Raw genomic sequence first — 18,344 nt, forward strand, 5'->3', positions numbered from 1 at the left:
TTTTTAAAACGTCGCTTTATAAGCGGCGTTTTTTTATATCACTTCATTATATTCAATCGAATTTTCTGCCTATTTTGCTGACTTAGACCATGCTTACCTAGGAGCAATGTGAAAGTTAAAGCAGGGATAGCGATGACAATAAACGAACTAAGACATCTATTCCGTGAAAACCAGCTTGTCGAAGCGATTATTGAACCTGCAATCCAAGAGGGTGGCTGGGTTGTGGAGTTCAGACATGCGCGCGGTGGTTTTGTTTTTCTGACGGACAGTCATGGTGAAGAATGTCTTTATGAAGATTTGGATGCAGCGTCAAAATCGGCAATGGCAGTAGGCTTTCAACAAGTCCGCATTGAAGATCGATGAGCAAAAAGTAAGCCGTTCTTACTTCCAAAAAGTTATAAAACATTCACTTCTATTCTTTCTTGTTATTAAGGAGAGTGGGTACTCTATCATCACGCAATGAATAGGGATGTCGTGATAATGTCTTTTCAAAAGAATGAGTATTCTCACAAGAATGTGTCTGAAGATAATAATGGGCAAGGAGGAAATCCTCCAATCGCAAGCCCTCTGAATGACCAACAAATTAGCTCACTCCAACAAACTGTCTCTGAGTTGTCTTCACAGCAACTTGCTTGGGTCAGTGGGTATTTTTGGGGATTAGCTCAAAATCAACCAAATACAGCGGTAACGCCAATTGCACAAGCGACGGCAGCCGTATCAGCGAAGCCTGCAGGTAAGTTGAGTATTATTTTTGCTTCCCAAACTGGCAACGCTAAAGGCGTTGCTGAAGCTCTAGAACAGGAAGCAAAAGCAGAAGGAATTGCTGTCGAACTTTTTGATGCAAGTGATTACAAAGGTAAAAACTTAGCCAAAGAAACGCATGTCATTATTGTGGCATCGACGAACGGCGAAGGCGAAGCACCAGATAACGCTATAGAGCTACACGAGTTTTTGCAATCTAAGAAAGCTCCTAAGCTGTCAAACCTTCAATATGGCGTTATTGCTCTGGGTGACTCGAGCTACGAATTCTTCTGCCAAACCGGTAAAGACTTCGACGCTTACCTATCAAAGTTAGGTGCGACCCCATTTATCGATCGTCTTGATTGCGATGTGGATTATGAAGCACCAGCAGCTGAATGGCGTAAGAATGCGTTAGGTAAGGTAAAAGATACGCTTTCTTCTGGCACTGAAGCGGATGTGGTTCAACTTCCTGTGGGTCAGGCGGCGACTGCGCACTCTTCTTACAATAAACAAAACCCATACACAGCGACGTTACTGACCAGTCAAAAAATCACGGGTCGTGATTCTGGAAAGGATGTTCGTCATATAGAAATTGACTTGGAAGGTTCGGGGTTAACGTATCAGCCTGGTGATGCGCTAGGTGTGTGGTTTGAAAATAGTTCAGAACTTGCTAATGCCATTCTTGGTAAGGTCGGTTTGTCTGGGGTTGAAACCGTTGATGTTGATGGCGAAAGCTTGTCAATCCATAGTGCTCTCGTGAGTAAATATGAAATCACAACATCTAACCCTCAGCTCATTACAAAGTTTGCCGAGTTATCCGGTAGCAAGAAGCTACAAAAGCTGGTTGACGATAAAGATAAACTTCGCGAGTACTCTGCAAATACTCAAATTGTTGATCTATTGGCAGAGAAGAAAACCAAGTTAACCGCAGATGAGTTGATTAGTTTGCTTCGTCGTCTTACTCCTCGCCTTTACTCTATTGCATCAAGCCAAGAAGAGGTCGATGAAGAAGTACACCTAACGGTTGCTTTGGTTGAGTACGAACAAAACGACGAAAAACGATATGGTGGTGCGTCGAGCTTCTTAGCACAGCGTCTCGAAGAGGGAGATGAAGTTAAAGTATTTGTTGAGCATAACAACAACTTTAAACTGCCGGAAGATGATAGCACTCCAATTATCATGGTTGGTCCAGGCACAGGGATCGCACCATTCCGTAGCTTTATTCAGGAACGTGAAAACCGCGATGCTGAAGGCAAAAACTGGTTGTTCTTTGGTGATCGTACTTTCACTCAAGACTTCTTATACCAAGTTGAATGGCAAAAGTACCTCAAGTCAGGAGTACTAAGCCGATTGGATGTTGCTTTTAGTCGTGACCAAGTAGAAAAAGTTTACGTACAACATCGCATCTTAGAAAACGCAGCTCAAGTGTGGCAGTGGATCCAAGAAGGCGCTTATATCTATGTCTGCGGTGATGCAACGCGTATGGCAAAAGATGTGCACGACGCACTGGTTATCGTTGCTGAACAAGAAGGCAAGATGCCGCGTGACGATGCAGAACAATTTATTAATGACCTACGTAAAGCGAAACGTTATCAGAGGGATGTGTACTAATGACTTTTTCTACTGAAAATAACAAGCAGATTGTATTAGGCGAAGAGCTAGGGCCGCTATCTGATAACGAGCGCCTGAAGCAAGAAAGCAACCTATTACGTGGCACCATTGAGCAAGATTTACAGGACCGTATTACTGGTGGCTTTACTGCCGACAACTTCCAGTTAATTCGTTTCCACGGTATGTATCAACAAGACGATCGTGATATCCGTAATGAACGCACAAAGCAAAAACTGGAACCATTACATAATGTGATGCTTCGTGCTCGTATGCCTGGAGGCATCATCACGCCAACGCAATGGTTAGCGATCGACAAGTTCGCAACGGAGCACTCTTTATATGGAAGTATTCGTCTGACGACTCGCCAAACGTTCCAGTTTCATGGGGTATTAAAACCGAATATTAAGTTGATGCATCAAACGCTCAACAGTATTGGCATTGATTCGATTGCAACCGCGGGTGATGTAAACCGTAACGTGTTGTGTACCACTAACCCAGTGGAGTCAGAGTTACACCAAGAAGCTTACGAATGGGCGAAGAAGATCAGTGAGCATCTATTACCAAAGACGCGCGCTTATGCAGAGATTTGGCTGGACGGTGAGAAAGTAGAAAGCACTGAAGAAGACGAACCGATTCTAGGCAAGAACTACTTACCACGTAAGTTTAAAACCACAGTGGTTATCCCACCGCAAAATGACGTAGACGTGCACGCCAATGATCTTAACTTCGTAGCAATTGCGGATAACGGCAAGTTGGTAGGCTTTAACGTTTTAGTTGGCGGCGGCCTAGCGATGACACATGGTGATACGTCAACTTATCCGCGCCGCGCTGACGACTTAGGTTTCATCCCATTAGAGAAAACGCTTGATGTTGCAGCGGCGGTGGTTACCACTCAGCGTGATTGGGGGAATCGCTCAAACCGTAAGAATGCCAAAACCAAATACACACTTGACCGTGTAGGTACTGATGTCTTTAAAGCCGAAGTCGAAAAGCGAGCAGGCATTCAGTTTGAAGCAAGCCGCCCGTACGAGTTTACTGAGCGTGGTGACCGTATTGGTTGGGTAGAAGGAATTGATGGTAAATATCATTTAGCGCTTTTCATCGAAAACGGTCGCTTATTAGACTTTCCAGGTAAACCACTTAAGACGGGTGTTGCTGAAATTGCCAAAATCCATAAAGGCGATTTCCGTATGACTGCCAACCAGAACTTAATTGTTGCGGGGGTACCTAAAAGCGAAAAAGCGAAGATCGAAAAGATCGCTCGTGAACATGGCTTGATGGATGACAATATCAGTGAGCAGCGCAAAAATTCAATGGCGTGTGTTGCCTTTCCAACGTGTCCGTTAGCAATGGCAGAGGCAGAGCGTTTTCTTCCTCAGTTTGTTACTGATGTGGAGGGGATTTTGGAAAAGCACAACCTACCAGAAAATGACAACATCATTTTGCGTGTAACTGGATGTCCAAACGGTTGTGGTCGCGCCATGTTGGCTGAAATTGGTTTAGTTGGTAAAGCGCCAGGTCGTTACAACCTACATTTAGGTGGTAACCGTGCTGGTACTCGAGTACCAAAAATGTACAAAGAGAACATCACGGATAAGCAAATCTTAGAAGAGATTGATCTGCTGGTGGCTCGATGGTCGAAAGAGCGTGAAGAAGGCGAAGCCTTCGGCGATTTCACAATTCGTGCTGGTATTATCCAAGAAGTGCTCGTATCAAAGAGGGACTTTCATGCTTGATTCTGTAGCATCCAGGCTTGAGCTTACAGAGTTATTGACATTAACAAAGACGGAGCAAATCCTCCGTCTTGCTCAAATTAATGTCGAGCTCGAAAAGCTTTCGGCACAAGATAGAGTAAAGTGGGCTTTAGAAAATCTAGAGGGCGAGTTTGCGGTTTCTTCTAGTTTTGGTATTCAAGCCGCGGTTATGCTTCATTTAGTGACTCAAGTCAAAGCGGATATCCCCGTCATTCTAACCGATACAGGATACCTGTTTGCTGAAACCTATCAATTCATTGATGAGCTGACAGATGCTCTCAACCTAAACTTAAAAGTTTATCGAGCGAAAGAAAGTGCGAATTGGCAAGAGGCTCGATATGGAAAGTTATGGGAGCAGGGTGTAGAGGGAATTGAAAAATACAACAAGCTCAATAAAGTGGAGCCAATGCGTCGAGCGCTAAAAGAGCTTAATGTTGGAACGTGGTTCTCTGGACTACGTCGAGAGCAAAGTAAATCACGAGCAGGTTTACCGATACTATCAATTCAGAACGGTGTGTTTAAGTTTTTGCCAGTAATTGACTGGACTAACAAAGACGTTCATTACTACTTAGAACAACACGGCCTTAAATACCACCCATTGTGGGATGAAGGTTACCTTTCAGTTGGTGATACTCATACCACTCGTAAATGGGAGCCGGGAATGTCAGAGGAAGAAACTCGATTCTTTGGTTTAAAACGAGAGTGTGGTTTACATGAAGATGATGGTTCAGAACAAGATGGGTCCGGCATATAACCATAATGACCTTTAAATCGAGTTTAGAGTAAATAAAGAAAGCTGCAATAAAGCAGCTTTCTTTATTTATAGCACCTGAAAAACACGCTTTATAGAATAACTCTGTGGATAAGTTGTGCGAGTTCTTGGGGTAAAGTTGAATAAATAAAGCTTTGATCGAAAACTCATCGCTTAACCATTATTTTTGCAATTTTTGAAAAATAACGCTTGCCAATGTGAGCGCGATCTCTATAATGCCTCCTCGTCGACAGGGCAAGGGCTCACAAGGGTTTAAGCAAAGTCGGCAAGGCTGAAAAGAAAAACGAAATAATTTGAAAAAGTGTTTGACACAATAAATTATCTCGCTAGAATGGCCGCCTCTTCCGAAGTGATGTCAATCACAAAGAAGAGTTGCTCTTTAACAATATAGACCTATCAATCTGTGTGGGCACTCGTTGATGATAATCCAATTAGAAACTTCGGTTTCAAATTAGGTTTCAATGAAACGAAGTGGCCATTCGAATTGGGAAGCAGCCTTGAGCTGTTTTGTTTTACTTTTCTAAAGTGAAAACCAATAAGAGCACAGTCAATTCAAACATTACGTTATGTAATGTTCAGTATTCATTGAGCCGAACAAAATCTTAAATTGAAGAGTTTGATCATGGCTCAGATTGAACGCTGGCGGCAGGCCTAACACATGCAAGTCGAGCGGAAACGAGTTATCTGAACCTTCGGGGAACGATAACGGCGTCGAGCGGCGGACGGGTGAGTAATGCCTAGGAAATTGCCCTGATGTGGGGGATAACCATTGGAAACGATGGCTAATACCGCATGATGCCTACGGGCCAAAGAGGGGGACCTTCGGGCCTCTCGCGTCAGGATATGCCTAGGTGGGATTAGCTAGTTGGTGAGGTAAGGGCTCACCAAGGCGACGATCCCTAGCTGGTCTGAGAGGATGATCAGCCACACTGGAACTGAGACACGGTCCAGACTCCTACGGGAGGCAGCAGTGGGGAATATTGCACAATGGGCGCAAGCCTGATGCAGCCATGCCGCGTGTATGAAGAAGGCCTTCGGGTTGTAAAGTACTTTCAGCAGTGAGGAAGGTGGATGCGTTAATAGCGTATTCATTTGACGTTAGCTGCAGAAGAAGCACCGGCTAACTCCGTGCCAGCAGCCGCGGTAATACGGAGGGTGCGAGCGTTAATCGGAATTACTGGGCGTAAAGCGCATGCAGGTGGTTTGTTAAGTCAGATGTGAAAGCCCGGGGCTCAACCTCGGAATAGCATTTGAAACTGGCAGACTAGAGTACTGTAGAGGGGGGTAGAATTTCAGGTGTAGCGGTGAAATGCGTAGAGATCTGAAGGAATACCGGTGGCGAAGGCGGCCCCCTGGACAGATACTGACACTCAGATGCGAAAGCGTGGGGAGCAAACAGGATTAGATACCCTGGTAGTCCACGCCGTAAACGATGTCTACTTGGAGGTTGTGGCCTTGAGCCGTGGCTTTCGGAGCTAACGCGTTAAGTAGACCGCCTGGGGAGTACGGTCGCAAGATTAAAACTCAAATGAATTGACGGGGGCCCGCACAAGCGGTGGAGCATGTGGTTTAATTCGATGCAACGCGAAGAACCTTACCTACTCTTGACATCCAGAGAACTTTCCAGAGATGGATTGGTGCCTTCGGGAACTCTGAGACAGGTGCTGCATGGCTGTCGTCAGCTCGTGTTGTGAAATGTTGGGTTAAGTCCCGCAACGAGCGCAACCCTTATCCTTGTTTGCCAGCGAGTAATGTCGGGAACTCCAGGGAGACTGCCGGTGATAAACCGGAGGAAGGTGGGGACGACGTCAAGTCATCATGGCCCTTACGAGTAGGGCTACACACGTGCTACAATGGCGCATACAGAGGGCGGCCAACTTGCGAGAGTGAGCGAATCCCAAAAAGTGCGTCGTAGTCCGGATTGGAGTCTGCAACTCGACTCCATGAAGTCGGAATCGCTAGTAATCGTGGATCAGAATGCCACGGTGAATACGTTCCCGGGCCTTGTACACACCGCCCGTCACACCATGGGAGTGGGCTGCAAAAGAAGTAGGTAGTTTAACCTTCGGGGGGACGCTTACCACTTTGTGGTTCATGACTGGGGTGAAGTCGTAACAAGGTAGCGCTAGGGGAACCTGGCGCTGGATCACCTCCTTATACGATGATTATTGCGATGAGTGTTCACACAGATTGATACGGTTTATGAAGTTTAAGAGATAGAACATCCCCCAAGATGTTCACTTAGTGTCCCGTTCGTCTAGAGGCCTAGGACACCGCCCTTTCACGGCGGTAACAGGGGTTCGACTCCCCTACGGGATACCATCTTTAAGGGCATTCAATGAGTGCTTTTAAAAATGGTTACTTCATTAGAAGTGATTAGCTCTTTAACAATTTGGAAAGCTGACAAAACAACAATTTATTGTTGTTTGTAAAGTTCTCAAAGTATTCCTTATGGAATACAACTAAAAACACATTCAAGTGTTCTTGGAATTTGAGTCCGGCAAAATCGAATGTCTCTCACTCATTCAAATAATGAGAGACAACTTTGGTTGTTTAACATCAACTCGAAACTCCTTCGGGTTGTATGGTTAAGTGACTAAGCGTACACGGTGGATGCCTTGGCAGTCAGAGGCGATGAAGGACGTATTAACTTGCGATAAGCCCAGATTAGGTAGTAAAAACCACTTGAGTCTGGGATTTCCGAATGGGGAAACCCACTTACATAAGTAAGTATCGTTATGTGAATACATAGCATAACGAGGCGAACCGGGGGAACTGAAACATCTAAGTACCCCGAGGAAAAGAAATCAACCGAGATTCCGAAAGTAGCGGCGAGCGAAATTGGACTAGCCCTTAAGCTTTATAGGCGTTAGGTGAACAAGCTGGAAAGCTTGGCGATACAGGGTGATAGCCCCGTAACTGACGACGCATATTCAGTGAAATCGAGTAGGGCGGGACACGTGATATCCTGTCTGAATATGGGGGGACCATCCTCCAAGGCTAAATACTACTGACTGACCGATAGTGAACCAGTACCGTGAGGGAAAGGCGAAAAGAACCCCTGTGAGGGGAGTGAAATAGAACCTGAAACCGTGTACGTACAAGCAGTAGGAGCAGGCTTTGTCCTGTGACTGCGTACCTTTTGTATAATGGGTCAGCGACTTATATTCAGTGGCAAGGTTAACCATCTAGGGGAGCCGTAGGGAAACCGAGTCTTAACTGGGCGTTCAGTCTCTGGATATAGACCCGAAACCAGGTGATCTAGCCATGGGCAGGTTGAAGGTTGAGTAACATCAACTGGAGGACCGAACCGACTAATGTTGAAAAATTAGCGGATGACTTGTGGCTAGGGGTGAAAGGCCAATCAAACCTGGAGATAGCTGGTTCTCCCCGAAAGCTATTTAGGTAGCGCCTCGGACGAATACTACTGGGGGTAGAGCACTGTTAAGGCTAGGGGGTCATCCCGACTTACCAACCCTTTGCAAACTCCGAATACCAGTAAGTACTATCCGGGAGACACACGGCGGGTGCTAACGTCCGTCGTGGAGAGGGAAACAACCCAGACCGCCAGCTAAGGTCCCAAATTACTACTAAGTGGGAAACGATGTGGGAAGGCTCAGACAGCCAGGATGTTGGCTTAGAAGCAGCCATCATTTAAAGAAAGCGTAATAGCTCACTGGTCGAGTCGGCCTGCGCGGAAGATGTAACGGGGCTAAGTAGTAAACCGAAGCTGCGGCAATGCACTTTAGTGCATTGGGTAGGGGAGCGTTCTGTAAGCGGTTGAAGGTGTGTGGTAACGCATGCTGGACGTATCAGAAGTGCGAATGCTGACATGAGTAACGATAAAGGGGGTGAAAAACCTCCTCGCCGGAAGACCAAGGGTTCCTGTCCAACGTTAATCGGGGCAGGGTAAGTCGACCCCTAAGGCGAGGCCGAAAGGCGTAGTCGATGGGAAACGGGTTAATATTCCCGTACTTCTTACAATTGCGATGGGGGGACGGAGAAGGCTAGGTGGGCCTGGCGACGGTTGTCCAGGTTCAAGTGCGTAGGCTTGAGAGTTAGGTAAATCCGGCTCTCTTTAAGGCTGAGACACGACGTCGAGCATCTACGGATGTGAAGTCATTGATGCCATGCTTCCAGGAAAAGCCTCTAAGCTTCAGATTGTAAGGAATCGTACCCCAAACCGACACAGGTGGTCGGGTAGAGAATACCAAGGCGCTTGAGAGAACTCGGGTGAAGGAACTAGGCAAAATGGTACCGTAACTTCGGGAGAAGGTACGCTCTCGACGGTGAAGTCCCTCGCGGATGGAGCTATTGAGAGTCGCAGATACCAGGTGGCTGCAACTGTTTATTAAAAACACAGCACTGTGCAAAATCGCAAGATGACGTATACGGTGTGACGCCTGCCCGGTGCCGGAAGGTTAATTGATGGGGTTAGACTTCGGTCGAAGCTCTTGATCGAAGCCCCGGTAAACGGCGGCCGTAACTATAACGGTCCTAAGGTAGCGAAATTCCTTGTCGGGTAAGTTCCGACCTGCACGAATGGCGTAATGATGGCCACGCTGTCTCCACCCGAGACTCAGTGAAATTGAAATCGCTGTGAAGATGCAGTGTACCCGCGGCTAGACGGAAAGACCCCGTGAACCTTTACTACAGCTTGGCACTGAACATTGACCCTACATGTGTAGGATAGGTGGGAGGCTTTGAAGCGCAGTCGCTAGATTGCGTGGAGCCGTCCTTGAAATACCACCCTTGTAGTGTTGATGTTCTAACGTCGACCCCTTATCGGGGTTGCGGACAGTGCCTGGTGGGTAGTTTGACTGGGGCGGTCTCCTCCCAAAGCGTAACGGAGGAGCACGAAGGTGGGCTAATCACGGTTGGACATCGTGAGGTTAGTGCAATGGCATAAGCCCGCTTGACTGCGAGAATGACAATTCGAGCAGGTGCGAAAGCAGGTCATAGTGATCCGGTGGTTCTGAATGGAAGGGCCATCGCTCAACGGATAAAAGGTACTCCGGGGATAACAGGCTGATACCGCCCAAGAGTTCATATCGACGGCGGTGTTTGGCACCTCGATGTCGGCTCATCACATCCTGGGGCTGAAGTCGGTCCCAAGGGTATGGCTGTTCGCCATTTAAAGTGGTACGCGAGCTGGGTTTAGAACGTCGTGAGACAGTTCGGTCCCTATCTGCCGTGGGCGTTGGAGAATTGAAAGGGGCTGCTCCTAGTACGAGAGGACCGGAGTGGACGAACCTCTGGTGTTCGGGTTGTGTCGCCAGACGCATTGCCCGGTAGCTAAGTTCGGGATCGATAACCGCTGAAAGCATCTAAGCGGGAAGCGAGCCTTGAGATGAGTTCTCCCTGATACTTTAAGTATCCTAAAGGGTTGTCGTAGACTACGACGTTGATAGGCAGGGTGTGTAAGCGTTGTGAGGCGTTGAGCTAACCTGTACTAATTGCCCGTGAGGCTTAACCATACAACACCCAAGGGGTTTTGATGGACTCAATGAAAGAACATTGAATGTGTAGTAACGAGAATTAAGAAACAGCTTTCCAGATTAAAGAATTTGCTTGGCGACCATAGCGTTTTGGACCCACCTGATTTCCATGCCGAACTCAGAAGTGAAACGAAATAGCGCCGATGGTAGTGTGGGGCTTCCCCATGTGAGAGTAGGACATCGCCAGGCTTTATTTTGCACTTGCTTAAGATTTAAGCAAGTCACCATAAGGTTCTAATCTTTTTAGAGTTTTATGTTGACTTTCAAAGTGGAAAGCGTATTATACGCACCTCGCTTACGTGCTAAGGCACTGAAAGCCAAGCTCTTTAACAATATAGACCTATCAATCTGTGTGGGCACTCGTTGATGATAATCCAAATAGTTTCCTCGGAAACAATTTAGGTTTCAATGATACGAAGTGACCATTGAGTCTTCGGACTCAGCACAGTCAATTCAAACATTACTTTAGCTATTTATTAGCAAAGGAATGTTCAGTATTCATTGAGCCGAACAAAATCTTAAATTGAAGAGTTTGATCATGGCTCAGATTGAACGCTGGCGGCAGGCCTAACACATGCAAGTCGAGCGGAAACGAGTTATCTGAACCTTCGGGGAACGATAACGGCGTCGAGCGGCGGACGGGTGAGTAATGCCTAGGAAATTGCCCTGATGTGGGGGATAACCATTGGAAACGATGGCTAATACCGCATGATGCCTACGGGCCAAAGAGGGGGACCTTCGGGCCTCTCGCGTCAGGATATGCCTAGGTGGGATTAGCTAGTTGGTGAGGTAAGGGCTCACCAAGGCGACGATCCCTAGCTGGTCTGAGAGGATGATCAGCCACACTGGAACTGAGACACGGTCCAGACTCCTACGGGAGGCAGCAGTGGGGAATATTGCACAATGGGCGCAAGCCTGATGCAGCCATGCCGCGTGTATGAAGAAGGCCTTCGGGTTGTAAAGTACTTTCAGCAGTGAGGAAGGTGGATGCGTTAATAGCGTATTCATTTGACGTTAGCTGCAGAAGAAGCACCGGCTAACTCCGTGCCAGCAGCCGCGGTAATACGGAGGGTGCGAGCGTTAATCGGAATTACTGGGCGTAAAGCGCATGCAGGTGGTTTGTTAAGTCAGATGTGAAAGCCCGGGGCTCAACCTCGGAATAGCATTTGAAACTGGCAGACTAGAGTACTGTAGAGGGGGGTAGAATTTCAGGTGTAGCGGTGAAATGCGTAGAGATCTGAAGGAATACCGGTGGCGAAGGCGGCCCCCTGGACAGATACTGACACTCAGATGCGAAAGCGTGGGGAGCAAACAGGATTAGATACCCTGGTAGTCCACGCCGTAAACGATGTCTACTTGGAGGTTGTGGCCTTGAGCCGTGGCTTTCGGAGCTAACGCGTTAAGTAGACCGCCTGGGGAGTACGGTCGCAAGATTAAAACTCAAATGAATTGACGGGGGCCCGCACAAGCGGTGGAGCATGTGGTTTAATTCGATGCAACGCGAAGAACCTTACCTACTCTTGACATCCAGAGAACTTTCCAGAGATGGATTGGTGCCTTCGGGAACTCTGAGACAGGTGCTGCATGGCTGTCGTCAGCTCGTGTTGTGAAATGTTGGGTTAAGTCCCGCAACGAGCGCAACCCTTATCCTTGTTTGCCAGCGAGTAATGTCGGGAACTCCAGGGAGACTGCCGGTGATAAACCGGAGGAAGGTGGGGACGACGTCAAGTCATCATGGCCCTTACGAGTAGGGCTACACACGTGCTACAATGGCGCATACAGAGGGCGGCCAACTTGCGAGAGTGAGCGAATCCCAAAAAGTGCGTCGTAGTCCGGATTGGAGTCTGCAACTCGACTCCATGAAGTCGGAATCGCTAGTAATCGTGGATCAGAATGCCACGGTGAATACGTTCCCGGGCCTTGTACACACCGCCCGTCACACCATGGGAGTGGGCTGCAAAAGAAGTAGGTAGTTTAACCTTCGGGGGGACGCTTACCACTTTGTGGTTCATGACTGGGGTGAAGTCGTAACAAGGTAGCGCTAGGGGAACCTGGCGCTGGATCACCTCCTTATACGATGATTATTGCGATGAGTGTTCACACAGATTGATACGGTTTAGATTTCAGAGCAAAATTGGTTCTGCGTAAAATGCTGAAGCAATTTATGTGGGGCTATAGCTCAGCTGGGAGAGCGCTTCGCTGGCAGCGAAGAGGTCATCGGTTCGATCCCGATTAGCTCCACCACATACTTCTGTGTCCCGTTCGTCTAGAGGCCTAGGACACCGCCCTTTCACGGCGGTAACAGGGGTTCGACTCCCCTACGGGATACCATCTTTAAGGGCATTCAATGAGTGCTTTTAAAAATGGTTACTTCTTTGAAGTAATTAGCTCTTTAACAATTTGGAAAGCTGACAAAACAACAATTTATTGTTGTTTGTAAAGTTCTCAAAGTATTCATTTATGAATACAACTAATAACACATTCAAGTGTTCTTGGAATTTGAGTCCGGCAAAATCGATATGTCTCTCGCTCATTCAAATAATGAGAGACAACTTTGGTGATTTGAACATCAACTCGAAACTCCTTCGGGTTGTATGGTTAAGTGACTAAGCGTACACGGTGGATGCCTTGGCAGTCAGAGGCGATGAAGGACGTATTAACTTGCGATAAGCCCAGATTAGGCAGTAAAAGCCACTTGAGTCTGGGATTTCCGAATGGGGAAACCCACTTACATAAGTAAGTATCGTTATGTGAATACATAGCATAACGAGGCGAACCGGGGGAACTGAAACATCTAAGTACCCCGAGGAAAAGAAATCAACCGAGATTCCGAAAGTAGCGGCGAGCGAAATTGGACTAGCCCTTAAGCTTTATAGGCGTTAGGTGAACAAGCTGGAAAGCTTGGCGATACAGGGTGATAGCCCCGTAACTGACGACGCATATTCAGTGAAATCGAGTAGGGCGGGACACGTGATATCCTGTCTGAATATGGGGGGACCATCCTCCAAGGCTAAATACTACTGACTGACCGATAGTGAACCAGTACCGTGAGGGAAAGGCGAAAAGAACCCCTGTGAGGGGAGTGAAATAGAACCTGAAACCGTGTACGTACAAGCAGTAGGAGCAGGCTTGTCCTGTGACTGCGTACCTTTTGTATAATGGGTCAGCGACTTATATTCAGTGGCAAGGTTAACCATCTAGGGGAGCCGTAGGGAAACCGAGTCTTAACTGGGCGTTCAGTCTCTGGATATAGACCCGAAACCAGGTGATCTAGCCATGGGCAGGTTGAAGGTTGAGTAACATCAACTGGAGGACCGAACCGACTAATGTTGAAAAATTAGCGGATGACTTGTGGCTAGGGGTGAAAGGCCAATCAAACCTGGAGATAGCTGGTTCTCCCCGAAAGCTATTTAGGTAGCGCCTCGGACGAATACTACTGGGGGTAGAGCACTGTTAAGGCTAGGGGGTCATCCCGACTTACCAACCCTTTGCAAACTCCGAATACCAGTAAGTACTATCCGGGAGACACACGGCGGGTGCTAACGTCCGTCGTGGAGAGGGAAACAACCCAGACCGCCAGCTAAGGTCCCAAATTACTACTAAGTGGGAAACGATGTGGGAAGGCTCAGACAGCCAGGATGTTGGCTTAGAAGCAGCCATCATTTAAAGAAAGCGTAATAGCTCACTGGTCGAGTCGGCCTGCGCGGAAGATGTAACGGGGCTAAGTAGTAAACCGAAGCTGCGGCAATGCACTTTAGTGCATTGGGTAGGGGAGCGTTCTGTAAGCGGTTGAAGGTGTGTGGTAACGCATGCTGGACGTATCAGAAGTGCGAATGCTGACATGAGTAACGATAAAGGGGGTGAAAAACCTCCTCGCCGGAAGACCAAGGGTTCCTGTCCAACGTTAATCGGGGCAGGGTAAGTCGACCCCTAAGGCGAGGCCGAAAGGCGTAGTCGATGGGAAACGGGTTAATATTCCCGTACTTCTTACAATTGCGATGGGGGGACGGAGAAGGCTAGGTGGGCCTGGCGACGGTTGTCCAGGTTCAAGTGCGTAGGCTTGAGAGTTAGGTAAATCCGGCTCTCTTTAAGGCTGAGACACGACGTCGAGCATCTACGGATGTGAAGTCATTGATGCCATGCTTCCAGGAAAAGCCTCTAAGCTTCAGATTGTAAGGAATCGTACCCCAAACCGACACAGGTGGTCGGGTAGAGAATACCAAGGCGCTTGAGAGAACTCGGGTGAAGGAACTAGGCAAAATGGTACCGTAACTTCGGGAGAAGGTACGCTCTCGACGGTGAAGTCCCTCGCGGATGGAGCTATTGAGAGTCGCAGATACCAGGTGGCTGCAACTGTTTATTAAAAACACAGCACTGTGCAAAATCGCAAGATGACGTATACGGTGTGACGCCTGCCCGGTGCCGGAAGGTTAATTGATGGGGTTAGACTTCGGTCGAAGCTCTTGATCGAAGCCCCGGTAAACGGCGGCCGTAACTATAACGGTCCTAAGGTAGCGAAATTCCTTGTCGGGTAAGTTCCGACCTGCACGAATGGCGTAATGATGGCCACGCTGTCTCCACCCGAGACTCAGTGAAATTGAAATCGCTGTGAAGATGCAGTGTACCCGCGGCTAGACGGAAAGACCCCGTGAACCTTTACTACAGCTTGGCACTGAACATTGACCCTACATGTGTAGGATAGGTGGGAGGCTTTGAAGCGCAGTCGCTAGATTGCGTGGAGCCGTCCTTGAAATACCACCCTTGTAGTGTTGATGTTCTAACGTCGACCCCTTATCGGGGTTGCGGACAGTGCCTGGTGGGTAGTTTGACTGGGGCGGTCTCCTCCCAAAGCGTAACGGAGGAGCACGAAGGTGGGCTAATCACGGTTGGACATCGTGAGGTTAGTGCAATGGCATAAGCCCGCTTGACTGCGAGAATGACAATTCGAGCAGGTGCGAAAGCAGGTCATAGTGATCCGGTGGTTCTGAATGGAAGGGCCATCGCTCAACGGATAAAAGGTACTCCGGGGATAACAGGCTGATACCGCCCAAGAGTTCATATCGACGGCGGTGTTTGGCACCTCGATGTCGGCTCATCACATCCTGGGGCTGAAGTCGGTCCCAAGGGTATGGCTGTTCGCCATTTAAAGTGGTACGCGAGCTGGGTTTAGAACGTCGTGAGACAGTTCGGTCCCTATCTGCCGTGGGCGTTGGAGAATTGAAAGGGGCTGCTCCTAGTACGAGAGGACCGGAGTGGACGAACCTCTGGTGTTCGGGTTGTGTCGCCAGACGCATTGCCCGGTAGCTAAGTTCGGGATCGATAACCGCTGAAAGCATCTAAGCGGGAAGCGAGCCTTGAGATGAGTTCTCCCTGATACTTTAAGTATCCTAAAGGGTTGTCGTAGACTACGACGTTGATAGGCAGGGTGTGTAAGCGTTGTGAGGCGTTGAGCTAACCTGTACTAATTGCCCGTGAGGCTTAACCATACAACACCCAAGGGGTTTTGATGGACTCAATGAAAGAACATTGAATGTGTAGTAACGAGAATTAAGAAACAGCTTTCCAGATTAAAGAATTTGCTTGGCGACCATAGCGTTTTGGACCCACCTGATTTCCATGCCGAACTCAGAAGTGAAACGAAATAGCGCCGATGGTAGTGTGGGGCTTCCCCATGTGAGAGTAGGACATCGCCAGGCTTTAAATTATGGACACTTGCTGATTACAAGCGAGTGATACCACTGCGGAGTGGTAGTTCAGTTGGTTAGAATACCGGCCTGTCACGCCGGGGGTCGCGGGTTCGAGTCCCGTCCACTCCGCCACTTATATTAAGCCCCAGTCGAAAGACTGGGGCTTTTTTCGTTTTGGTTACCCGACTTCCCTTAACCGCATTTCCATATTGAAACCTTGCATCGAGAGGCAGGCTCTTCTCTCGCTATGCTTTCTAAGCCCTGTCATGAGTGAGGTGGTGCCAGTCTCGAGCTCTAGCTTTGAGTACCAGCACATGCTTACCAAAGATTCCTCTATAACATATTAGAAATATCTAGCTATGAACCTAGTTGTTCGAGGTGTCGCTTTGTTTCTATCTCGAAAACAGAACAACTTTGAATATAAGTTCAGTGTCGCTGAGATCAAGTATGAGGACTCTAAACTTCTGTTAAGGCTTTTTTGAGCAATCTGAGTGCCAGCTCAGACCTTAGTTTGGTGGGGGTCTAGTCCGTTTGGATAGTGATTCGCAATCATCCTCAATGCTTCTTTCTCTATATAAATAAAAAGTCGCCCATTGTTAAGTGTTGTGGAAGTTTAGCTGTGGTGTTTACAGGGAGCCTGTATTGCCAAAGGAAGTGATGATGAAAATGCTTAAACTAAAAGACTCCCTCTATGGATACTATCTATCGGCAATAGTTAGTATGTATGAAACCGTAGCGTGACGATTATTCGGATATTTAACTGTATATCAAAGAGTAACAAGCGTTTTGTTCTTGAAGGGGAGTCCGAAGATTAGATATGAAAAAAGCAGCTAGATAGCTGCTTTTTCATCTATTAAGTTACGTGTCTTTAAGAGTCCACTGGCTCCGTATGCTCCGGAGTGGTATTGCTTGGTTGTTCTCTTCCATTTTCTTCTCTTCATCTTTTGCTTTTTCAATCATTGGGGTGATTGTTGAGCCTTGAATGAGGATAGAGAAAACAACGACGGAGTAGGTCATTACAAGAATAATCTCTTTTACATCGATTAACTTATCTTGAATCACCCAAATACCTGATGGAATAGAAAGTGCCATCGCTAGTGCCAGGCCTCCGCGTAAACCGCCCCACGTCAAAATACGCACTGACCATGGATTATATTTTCTGTAACGTTTAAAGCCAATGTACGAGAGAAATACGCTTAGATAGCGAGCTGCTAGTACAAGAGGGACTGATATAGCCATCATGATCCAGTCTTCTTTGTGGAATTCAAATAGCAGCATCGACATACCAATCAGTAGGAATAACACGCCATTCAAGAACTCATCGACGAGCTCCCAAAAGTGGTCAAGGTGGTCTTCACTCTCTTTCGAAAAGCCAATAAAACGTGTCCAGTTGCCAATCATAATACCAGATACAACCATCGCTAATGGTCCTGATACATGGATGTATTCAGCAAATGCGTAACCTGCCGTTGGGACACCAATGGTAAGTAATAACTCCATTGAGTGATCATCGGTGGCACTGATTAAGTAGTGGAATAGCAAACCGAGTACGAAACCATAAGTGATACCACCGATAGCTTCTTGGATGAAGAGTAAGGTGACACTACCTACAGTTGGTGCCTCAGTACCAAATGCAATCGTAAATAGAGTGACAAAGATAACCAAACCGAAGCCGTCATTGAAGAGCGACTCTCCTTCAATCTGGGTGGAGATACGTTTGGGAGCATCGAGCTTTTTAACTATAGCCAATACAGCGATTGGGTCAGTTGGCGATATTAGAGCACCAAATAGTAAGCAGTAGACCAAATCAAATTGGATGCCAATTAACTGACAGAATCCGTAGAGCGCAAACCCGATAAAGAAAGTGGAAAATAGGGTGGCTCCGAGAGCCAAAACGGTAATTTCCCATTTTTGATCTTTAAGGTTCGGGAGTTTGATGCCTAATCCACCTGCAAATAGTAAGAAGCCAAGAATGCCCTTGAGCAAGAAATCTTCAAAGTTGATCCTTGTGACCGTTTCTGTCGCAATTTCGGTGAGGTGGAACCAGTTGTTTTGGCCCGCAATTAAGATTAGAAGTGAAAGCACCATTGAACCTGCGGTAATCGCAATGGTGGTTTGCATCTTTCCTATCTTGCTGTTTACAAAAGCAATTAGCATCGCAGCTGCGGATAGAAAACATAAAGTATGATAGACCGACATAGAGCTCTCTATTTGTAACATTTTATGAATGGGATTCTCGACTGATGCTGCTTAAATAGCAAACATTTTTTCGCGATTATTT

Annotated in this window: 5 protein-coding genes, 4 tRNA genes and 6 rRNA genes; 14 read left to right on the forward strand and 1 reads right to left on the reverse strand. The window is 47.4% G+C overall.

Annotated features, from left to right (window positions below):
- The first annotated feature begins 132 nt into the window (after positions 1-132).
- The 14 genes from FR741_RS01870 (at position 133) to FR741_RS01935 (ending at position 16,195) form a co-directional block, all read left to right on the forward strand.
- Complete coding sequence (locus tag FR741_RS01870) at positions 133-363, forward strand: hypothetical protein (protein WP_005455817.1); 231 nt, start codon at positions 133-135, stop codon at positions 361-363.
- A 117-nt stretch (positions 364-480) separates the two neighbouring features.
- Positions 481-2,352 (forward strand): assimilatory sulfite reductase (NADPH) flavoprotein subunit, encoded by a 1,872-nt coding sequence (locus FR741_RS01875; protein WP_174856085.1) that lies wholly within the window; start codon positions 481-483, stop codon positions 2,350-2,352.
- Complete coding sequence (cysI, locus tag FR741_RS01880) at positions 2,352-4,088, forward strand: assimilatory sulfite reductase (NADPH) hemoprotein subunit (RefSeq protein WP_167426193.1); 1,737 nt, start codon at positions 2,352-2,354, stop codon at positions 4,086-4,088. Before FR741_RS01875 ends, cysI begins: the two co-directional genes overlap by 1 nt.
- A complete protein-coding gene (locus tag FR741_RS01885) occupies positions 4,081-4,860 on the forward strand; it encodes a phosphoadenylyl-sulfate reductase (RefSeq protein WP_006743230.1) in 780 nt (259 codons plus the stop codon). Before cysI ends, FR741_RS01885 begins: the two co-directional genes overlap by 8 nt.
- Before the next feature lie 622 nt (positions 4,861-5,482).
- Positions 5,483-7,035 (forward strand): 16S ribosomal RNA (locus FR741_RS01890).
- Between the two features lie 89 nt (positions 7,036-7,124).
- Positions 7,125-7,200, forward strand: a tRNA-Glu gene (locus FR741_RS01895).
- A 264-nt stretch (positions 7,201-7,464) separates the two neighbouring features.
- A 23S ribosomal RNA gene (locus tag FR741_RS01900) occupies positions 7,465-10,355 on the forward strand.
- A gap of 93 nt (positions 10,356-10,448) precedes the next feature.
- Positions 10,449-10,565 (forward strand): 5S ribosomal RNA (gene rrf, locus FR741_RS01905).
- A gap of 331 nt (positions 10,566-10,896) precedes the next feature.
- Positions 10,897-12,449: ribosomal RNA gene (locus FR741_RS01910) — 16S ribosomal RNA — on the forward strand.
- Between the two features lie 95 nt (positions 12,450-12,544).
- A tRNA-Ala gene (locus tag FR741_RS01915) sits at positions 12,545-12,620 on the forward strand.
- Between the two features lie 11 nt (positions 12,621-12,631).
- A tRNA-Glu gene (locus tag FR741_RS01920) sits at positions 12,632-12,707 on the forward strand.
- Positions 12,708-12,972: 265 nt separating this feature from the next.
- Positions 12,973-15,862: ribosomal RNA gene (locus FR741_RS01925) — 23S ribosomal RNA — on the forward strand.
- Positions 15,863-15,955: 93 nt separating this feature from the next.
- A 5S ribosomal RNA gene (gene rrf / locus FR741_RS01930) occupies positions 15,956-16,072 on the forward strand.
- The 16S, 23S and 5S rRNA genes sit together here with 4 tRNA genes alongside, the layout of an rRNA operon.
- 46 nt (positions 16,073-16,118) lie before the next feature.
- Positions 16,119-16,195 (forward strand) — tRNA-Asp (locus FR741_RS01935).
- Between the two features lie 726 nt (positions 16,196-16,921).
- Here the strand turns inward: FR741_RS01935 and FR741_RS01940 are convergent.
- Positions 16,922-18,262 carry a cation:proton antiporter gene (locus FR741_RS01940; RefSeq protein WP_167426194.1) on the reverse strand — a complete coding sequence of 447 codons (1,341 nt, stop codon included), beginning with the start codon at positions 18,260-18,262 and terminating at the stop codon, positions 16,922-16,924.
- Positions 18,263-18,344 lie beyond the last annotated feature (82 nt).

Origin of the sequence: Vibrio diabolicus, assembly GCF_011801455.1 — a bacterium.
GTDB lineage: Bacteria > Pseudomonadota > Gammaproteobacteria > Enterobacterales > Vibrionaceae > Vibrio > Vibrio diabolicus.